We start from the raw sequence: 7,751 nt of genomic DNA, 5'->3' as shown, positions 1-7,751 counted from the left end.
ATCATGCCCCGTACGCCGATCATGCCCCGTACGCCGATCATGCCCCGTACGCCGATCATGCCCCGTACGCCGATCATGCCCCGTACGCCGATCATGCCCCGTACGCCGATCATGCCCCGTACGCCGATCATGCCCCGTACGCCGAACTGCACTGCCACTCCAACTTCAGCTTTCTCGACGGCGCGAGCCATCCCGAGGAGCTCGTCGAGCAGGCCAAGCGCCTCGGGCTGGACGCGATCGCGCTCACCGACCACGACGGCATGTACGGCGTGGTCCGGTTCGCCGAGGCGGCGGCCGAGCTGGGCGTGGCCACCGTGTTCGGCGCCGAGCTGAGCCTGGGCCTGTCCGCCCCGCAGAACGGGGTGGCCGATCCGGAGGGCAGCCACCTGCTGCTGCTGGCCCGCGACCCCGCCGGCTACCGCGCGCTGTGCCGCGTGGTCAGCGCCGCCCAGCTGCGGGGCGAGGAGAAGGGGCGTCCGGTGTACGACCTCGACGAAGTGGTCGCCGAGACCGCGGGGCACGTGCTCGCGCTGACCGGCTGCCGCAAGGGGGCCGTGCGGCAGGCGCTGGCGGGCGGCGGGGACCCGACGAAGGCGCTGCGATGGCTCAGCGAGCGGTTCGGGACCGACCACGTCGCCGTCGAGCTCACCCATCACGGCCTGCCCACCGACTCCGAGCGCAACGACGCCCTCGCCGCGCTGGCCCGCGACGCCGGGCTGCCCACGATCGCGTCCACGGCGGCCCACTACGCCACGCGGGGCAGGTTCCCGCTGGCCACGGCCCTGGCCGCGGTGCGGGCCCGGCGCGGCCTCGACGAGATGGACGGCTGGTTGCCCCCGGCCGGCACCGCCCACCTGCGCTCGGGCTCGGAGATGGCGGCCCGGTTCGACGCCCGGTACCCGGGGGCGGTGGCCCGGGCCGCGGAGTTCGGGCGGGCCTGCGCGTTCTCGATCCGCCTGGTGGCACCCGACCTGCCCCCGTTCCCCGTGCCGGAGGGCAGGACCGAGGCGAACTGGCTGCGCGAGCTCACCTGGCGCGGCGTCGCGAGGCGCTACGGCAGCCACGCCGAGTACGCCCGCGCCGTCGAGATGATCCACCACGAGCTGGCGATCATCGAGGCCAAGAACTTCCCCGGCTACTTCCTGATCGTGCACGACATCGTGGAGTTCTGCCGCCGCTCCGACATCCTCTGCCAGGGCCGGGGCTCGGCCGCGAACTCGGCGGTCTGCTACGCGCTGGGCATCACGAACGTCGACGCCGTGGCGATGGGTCTGCTGTTCGAGCGGTTCCTGTCCCCGGCGCGCGAGGGTTACCCCGACATCGACCTCGACATCGAGTCCGGCCGCCGCGAGGAGGTGATCCAGTACGTCTATCGCACCTACGGGCGCAGCTGCGCCGCGCAGGTGGCCAACGTGATCACCTACCGGCCGCGGTCGGCGGTGCGCGACATGGCCAAGGCGTTCGGGTTCTCGCCGGGCCAGCAGGACGCGTGGAGCAAGCGGATCGAGCGCTGGAACGGCGCACCGTACGTCGAGGGCATGCCCGAGCGGGTCGGGGAGCTGGCCGGTCAGCTGCTCGGCTTCCCCCGTCACCTCGGCATCCACTCCGGAGGCATGGTCATCTGCGACCGGCCGGTCTCGGAGGTGGTGCCCGTCGAGTGGGCGCGGATGGCCGATCGCACCGTCGTGCAGTGGGACAAGGACGACTGCGCCTACGCCGGGCTGGTCAAGTTCGACCTGCTCGGCCTGGGCATGCTCACCGCGCTGCACCTGATGATCGATCTGGTGGCCGCCCACGACGGACGCAGGATCGAGCTGCACGAGCTGCAACCCGACGACCCGGCCGTCTACGACATGCTCTGCCGCGCCGACTCGGTCGGGGTGTTCCAGGTGGAGTCGCGCGCGCAGATGGCCACGCTGCCCCGGCTCAAGCCCCGGGTGTTCTACGACCTGGTCGTGGAGGTCGCGCTGATCCGGCCCGGCCCGATCCAGGGCGGCTCGGTGCACCCCTACATCTCGCGGCGCAACGGCGCACCGTGGGAGCACGACCACCCGCTGCTGAAGGGGGCGCTGCAGAAGACGCTGGGCGTGCCGCTGTTCCAGGAGCAGCTCATGCAGGTGGCCGTGGACGTCGCCGGGTTCTCCGCGGGTGACGCCGACGAGCTGCGCCGGGCGATGGGTTCGAAGCGGTCGACGGAGAGGATGGAGAAGCTGCGGGGGCGGTTCTTCGACGGCATGGCCGCCAACGGCATCGGCGGGGAGCTCGCCGAGAAGATCTTCGGCAAGATGGTGGCCTTCGCCAACTTCGGGTTCCCGGAGAGCCACTCGATCAGCTTCGCGTCGCTGGTCTACTACAGCGCCTGGTTCAAGCACTACCACCCGGCGGCGTTCTGCGTGGCGCTGCTCAACTCCCAGCCGATGGGCTTCTACTCACCGCAGTCGCTGGTGGCCGACGCCCGCCGGCACGGCGTGCTCGCGCGCGGCCCGGACGTCAACCACGGCCGCGCCGAGGCGACGCTGCAGCCCGACCCGAACAGCACCGGGGGGCACGCGATCCGGCTGGGCACCGCCGAGGTCCGCGGCATCGGGCTGGAGCTCGCCGAGCGGATCGACGCCGAGCGTGACCTGCGCGGCCCCTACCGCGACCTCGCCGACCTCGCCGACCGCACCCGGCTCACCGTCCCGCAGGCCGAGGCGCTGGCCACGGCGGGGGCGTTCGGGTGCTTCGGAGCCCGAAGGGGGTCGACACTGGACCGCCGCTCCGCACTGTGGGCGGCCGGGGTGGTCGCCTCGGTGCGTCCGGGGGAGCTGCCGGGCGCGGCGGTCGGCCTCGACGCGCCCGCGCTGCCCGGCCTGACCGCCGCCGAGCTCACCGTGGCCGACGTCTGGGCCACCGGCGTCTCCCCGGACAGCCACCCGATGCAGCACCTGCGCGAGCGCCTCGACCGGCTCGGCGCCATCCGGATCGACGGCCTCGCCGAGGTCGGGCGGGACCTGCCGGCGGGCGATCCCGAGCAGCGCTGGCCCCGGGTGCTGGTGGGCGGGCTGGTCACCCACCGGCAGCGCCCGGCCACGGCGAAGGGCGTCACGTTCGTCAACCTGGAGGACGAGAGCGGCATGCTCAACGTCACCTGCTCGGAGGGGCTGTGGGCGCGCTACCGCACCGTGGCGATCGGCAGCGCGGCGCTGCTGGTGCGCGGGCGGTTGGAGCGCAGCGTCGAGGGGGTGCTCAACCTCGTCGCCGACCGGCTGCAGCGCCTCGACCTGGCCGTGGCGGTGAAGTCGCGCGACTTCCGCTGAGCCGCGCACGAGCAGAGGCCCCGCCGCGGGATGGCCGATGCGGCGGGGCCTCCGGTCGAGCGCGGGGGCTACTTCTGGATGGGGCTGCCCATCGCCATCGCCTTGCCGCCGAGCTCCTGGCCCATCCCGTCGAACCAGATGTAGGCGAAGACGGCGCAGAACGCGAACGCGCCGACCCCGGCCAGGGTCGCGAACAGCTGGGTCCCGGTCAGTGCGAAGGCCAGTACCAGCGCCACCGTGATGTCGACCAGCACGAAGCCGACGGTGAACACCAGCGGCAGCCGCAGGGTGGCGAGCGTCAGCGCGACGAACACGATCAGCCACGACAACAGGAAGGTGGGCAACGCCTGGTTGCCCTCGGCGAGACCCAGCCAGCCGTTGGTCAACGCCGCGACCAGGACACCGAGACTCAGCCAGAAGGCCGAGAAGGTGCCGAAGATCGCGGCGACCGCGCTGGCCCCGAGCCGGCTCGCCCAGATGCAGGAGATCAGCAGGAACAGGCCCGAGGAGAACAGTACGGCCGGGGCGATACCCCCGAGGTCGGCGGCCGGCAGGTAGCCGACCAGCCACAGAGCCAGTGACAGGGCACCGGGAAGGAATGTTGCAAGGCCGAGCAATGCGGGATTGCCCGCCGGTGCCGCAGGTGCGGGCGCCGCCGCAGCGGGCGCCTCGGACGTGACGTCGCTCTCCACGCTCATTGTGGACATGCCTCTCGTCGGTGGTCGTCCGGCGCCTTTGCCGGTCACGGCGTATTGTGCGCGCCGTCACAGGAGTTGACCACCCTCCGACTGACTAGTTATGAGACACAGATAACGATCAGGTCCCAGCCCGACGGGCGGGGGTTGCTCTGCGAGGATGGGATCGTGGCGGCAACCGTGATGGACGGCAAGGCGACCCTGAACGCGATCCTGGACGACCTCGGCCGGCGTGTCGAGAAGCTGGTGGCCGCGGGATCCACGCCCGGACTGGGCACGTTGCTCGTCGGGGACGACCCCGGCTCGCACTCCTACGTCCGTGGCAAGCATCGCGACTGCGCGAAGATCGGCATCACCTCCATCCAGCGGGAGCTGCCCGCCGACGCCACCCAGGCCGACGTCGAGGCGGCGATCGACGAGCTGAACGCCGACCCGGCCTGCACCGGCTTCATCGTGCAGCTGCCGCTGCCCCGCGGCCTGGACGCCGGGGCCGCGCTGGGGCGCGTCGACCCGGGCAAGGACGCGGACGGCCTGCACCCGGTCAACCTCGGCCGGCTCGTCCTCGGTGAGCCGGGGCCGCTGCCGTGCACGCCGCGCGGGATCGTCGAGCTGTGCGCCCGCTACGGCGTGGAGCTCGCCGGTGCGCGGGTCACCGTCGTCGGCCGCGGGGTCACCGTCGGGCGTCCGCTGGGGCTGCTGCTCACCCGCCGTAGCGAGAACGCCACGGTGACGCTGTGCCACACCGGCACCCGTGACCTGGCCGCCGAGATCCGCCGCGCCGACATCGTGATCGCCGCCGCGGGCGTGCGCGGGCTGGTCACCGCCGACATGGTGGCCCCCGGCGCCACGGTGCTCGACGTCGGCGTCTCGCGTACCGAGCTGGGCCTGGTCGGCGACGTCGCGCCGGAGGTGGCCGAGGTGGCCGGGCTGCTCGCGCCGATGCCCGGCGGGGTGGGTCCGATGACGCGCGCCATGCTCCTGACCAACGTCGTGGAGGCGGCGGAGGCGGCGCGTGGCTGACCTCCGCGCGCGGCTGCCGGTCTGGGCCCCCACGGCGCTGGTGTTCCTGATCGCCGGGGTGGGCCTCTTGCGGGTGCTCACCGAGCACTGGCGGCAGGGTGGGGTCATCCTCGGCGGGGCCGTGCTGGTGGCCGCGGTGCTGCGCGCGGCACTGGACCCCGACCAGCTCGGGCTGCTGGCGATCCGCAGCCGGGTCATCGACGTGGCCTGCTACGCGGGCCTCGGCATCGCCATGGTCCTGCTCTCGGTGACGATCACCCGTGGCCAGCTCACGCTCGGCTGAACGGCAGGGCACTATCGGGTCATGACCGACCGATCCGGGTACATCGTCGACACCCTCGTCGGCGCCTTCGAGGACCTGATGTCGGCGAACCCCGCCGCGTTCCGCACCAAGTTCCGCAAGATGGCCGCCGACCCGTTCGCCTTCTACCGGGGCAGCGCCTGCCTGTTCTACGCCGACGTCGCCGCGCGGGAGGACCCGTGGGCCGACGAGCGCACCAGCCGCGTCTGGATCCAGGGCGACCTGCACGCCGAGAACTTCGGCACCTACATGGACGGCGACGGCAGTCTCATCTTCGACGTCAACGACTTCGACGAGGCCTACGTCGGCCACTTCACCTGGGACGTCCTGCGCTTCGCGGCCAGCATGGCGCTGCTGGGCTGGCGCAAGGCGATCTCCGACGACGACATCTCGACACTGGTGGAGCGCTTCGTCCGCGGCTACGTCGACCAGGTGCGCACGTTCGTCGAGCAGGACGACGACCGCGGCTTCTCGCTCAACCTGCGTACGGCCGAGGGCGTGATCGCGCAGGTGCTGCAGAAGGCGCGGCTGCGCACCCGGGTGGCCCTGCTCGACGACATCACCGAGTCCGAGGGCTTCGACCGGATCCTGCGCGACGGCCCCGGCGTGCGCCGCCTCGACGACGACGAGCGGGGACGCGTCGTCGACGCGTTCGGCCGCTACCTGGACTCGATCCCGGAGTCCAAGCGGTTCCGCGGGGTGGCCTACACCGTCAAGGACGTGATCGGGCGGTCCGGGTTCGGCATCGGCAGCGCCGGGCTGCCCGCGTACACGGTGCTGATCGAGGGCCTCAACGAGGCGCTGGACAACGACGTGGTCGTCTCGATGAAGCAGGGCAACATCGCGGCGCCCTCCCGCGTGGTCGACGATCCGGCCGTGGCGGCCGCGTTCCGGCACCACGGGCACCGCACCGCGATGTCGCAGCGGGCGCTGCAGGCCCACGCCGACCGGCTGCTGGGCTGGACCGACCTCGACGGCGTCGGCTTCGTCGTCAGCGAGGTGTCGCCCTACGAGGCGGACCTGGACTGGAGCGAGCTCACCGAGCCCGCCGAGATCGCGCCGGTCGTGGAGTACCTGGGCCGGGCGACGGCGAAGGTGCACTGCGTCGCCGACGCCGACGCCGACCACACCCTCGTCCCGTTCTCCACCGAGGACGCGATCCTCGCCGTGGTCGACGGCCGGGAGGACGAGTTCGTGGCCTGGGTGACCGGGTTCGCGCACACCTACGCCGCCCAGGTGCGGGAGGACCACAGGCTGTTCGTGGAGGCGTTCCGCGGTGGCGCCATCCCCGGGGTGGCGGCCACCTCCTGAGCCGCTTCTCGCAGTACAGCAGGAGAACGCCCCGTTCAGAGGCGCAAAAGGTGCTGGACTGCGAGAAGCGCCCGCCTGTGGACAACTCGGAACGCCGCCGGCGAGATCCGGCCAGACTTCTCGGGTGGGCAGACATCGCCAACCCCTGGATCCGGCGCGCCGCGCGCTGAGTGAGCGCATGCGCCGCGTCGCCCGGACGCAGGGTGGCGTGATCTCCGCGGCGCAGTGCGCAGGGCTCGGCGTGGGTGCGTCCGACATCCGCCGGATGCTCGGAAGCGGCGAGTGGCGCCGCGTCCGCCGTGGGATCTACGCGGATGCCCGAGAACCTGCCGCAGATCCATATCTGCGTCGTTGCGCCGCGGTCCTCGCCGGGTTGCGGGCGACCGGGGGCGTCGTGTCCCACCTCAGCGCCGCCCGGATCCTCGGGCTGCCCCTCCCGCCCGCGGTCGACGGTCGGGTGAGCCTCACGCGGCGGCCGCCCGCCCCCACCAGCGGCCCCCGGTCCACGCCCGGCGTCGGGGTCGCCGTGCACCTGACGGGCTACGACGACGCCGACGTCGTCGAGGTCGACGGCGTGCCGGTCCTCGCCGGGGCGCGCCTGGTGCTGGACTGCTGCACCGTGGCGCCGCCCGACTCCGCGCTGGCGATCGCCGACGCGGCGGTGGCGACGGGGATCACCACCTGCGATGCGCTGGTGGACGCCGGTGATCGGCTCCGCGGTCGCGTCGGTGCCGACCTCGCACGACTCGTCGTCGCGCGCACCGATCCGCTGTCCGACAGCTGGTTCGAGTCGTCGTCGCGGTGGTGGTTGATGGAGGCCGGGCTGCCGAAGCCGGAGCTCCAGGTCCCCTTCACCGGGCCACAGGGCGGGGTCGTCCGGGTCGACATGCTGATGCGCGACACCTGGACCGTCGGCGAGGCGGACGGGGCCGGCAAGTACGACGAACCCGGCGTCCTGTTCGCGGAGAAGCGCCGCGAGGACTGGTTGCGCGACCAGCACCGGCTGGAGGTCGTCCGATGGGTGCCCGCCGAGATGCGCACCCCGCGCGGGCGGGTCGCCGTGGCCGACCGGTTCTGGCGGGCGTTCGCGCGCGGACGGCGGGCGGGGTGAGTCCCTTCTCGCGG

Annotated in this window: 6 protein-coding genes and 1 pseudogene; 6 read left to right on the top strand and 1 reads right to left on the bottom strand. The window is 72.7% G+C overall.

Annotation, left to right across the window (positions count from 1 at the left end; translation table 11 throughout):
* Window positions 1-3,299 (top strand): error-prone DNA polymerase (locus tag Q1K26_RS19515; RefSeq protein WP_300014895.1); only part of this gene is annotated, 3,299 nt, incomplete at its 5' end.
* Between the two features lie 68 nt (window positions 3,300-3,367).
* Here the strand turns inward: Q1K26_RS19515 and Q1K26_RS19510 are convergent.
* A complete protein-coding gene (locus tag Q1K26_RS19510) occupies window positions 3,368-4,006 on the bottom strand; it encodes a GPR1/FUN34/YaaH family transporter (protein ID WP_300014892.1) in 639 nt (212 codons plus the stop codon).
* 156 nt (window positions 4,007-4,162) lie between these two features.
* Here Q1K26_RS19510 and Q1K26_RS19505 point away from each other — a divergent pair, with 156 nt between their 5' ends.
* From Q1K26_RS19505 to Q1K26_RS19490, 5 genes and pseudogenes are all read left to right on the top strand, one after another.
* Window positions 4,163-5,014, top strand: coding sequence for a bifunctional methylenetetrahydrofolate dehydrogenase/methenyltetrahydrofolate cyclohydrolase (locus Q1K26_RS19505; protein WP_300014889.1), 852 nt, complete (start codon window positions 4,163-4,165; stop codon window positions 5,012-5,014).
* Window positions 5,007-5,297 (top strand): DUF3017 domain-containing protein, encoded by a 291-nt coding sequence (locus Q1K26_RS19500; protein ID WP_300014886.1) that lies wholly within the window; start codon window positions 5,007-5,009, stop codon window positions 5,295-5,297. Before Q1K26_RS19505 ends, Q1K26_RS19500 begins: the two co-directional genes overlap by 8 nt.
* 21 nt (window positions 5,298-5,318) lie before the next feature.
* Window positions 5,319-6,626: a DUF2252 domain-containing protein gene (locus Q1K26_RS19495; protein ID WP_300014883.1), complete on the top strand. Its 1,308-nt coding sequence runs from the start codon at window positions 5,319-5,321 to the stop codon at window positions 6,624-6,626.
* 178 nt (window positions 6,627-6,804) lie between these two features.
* Window positions 6,805-6,927, top strand: a pseudogene (locus Q1K26_RS28835) (type IV toxin-antitoxin system AbiEi family antitoxin domain-containing protein); the annotation flags it as partial.
* Window positions 6,928-7,020: 93 nt separating this feature from the next.
* Complete coding sequence (locus Q1K26_RS19490) at window positions 7,021-7,737, top strand: hypothetical protein (RefSeq protein WP_300014880.1); 717 nt, start codon at window positions 7,021-7,023, stop codon at window positions 7,735-7,737.
* Window positions 7,738-7,751: the final 14 nt, after the last annotated feature.

It is taken from the genome of Pseudonocardia sp., from assembly GCF_029263155.1.
In the GTDB taxonomy this organism is placed as follows: domain Bacteria; phylum Actinomycetota; class Actinomycetes; order Mycobacteriales; family Pseudonocardiaceae; genus Pseudonocardia.
This window is presented reverse-complemented; position numbering and strand designations above follow the sequence as displayed.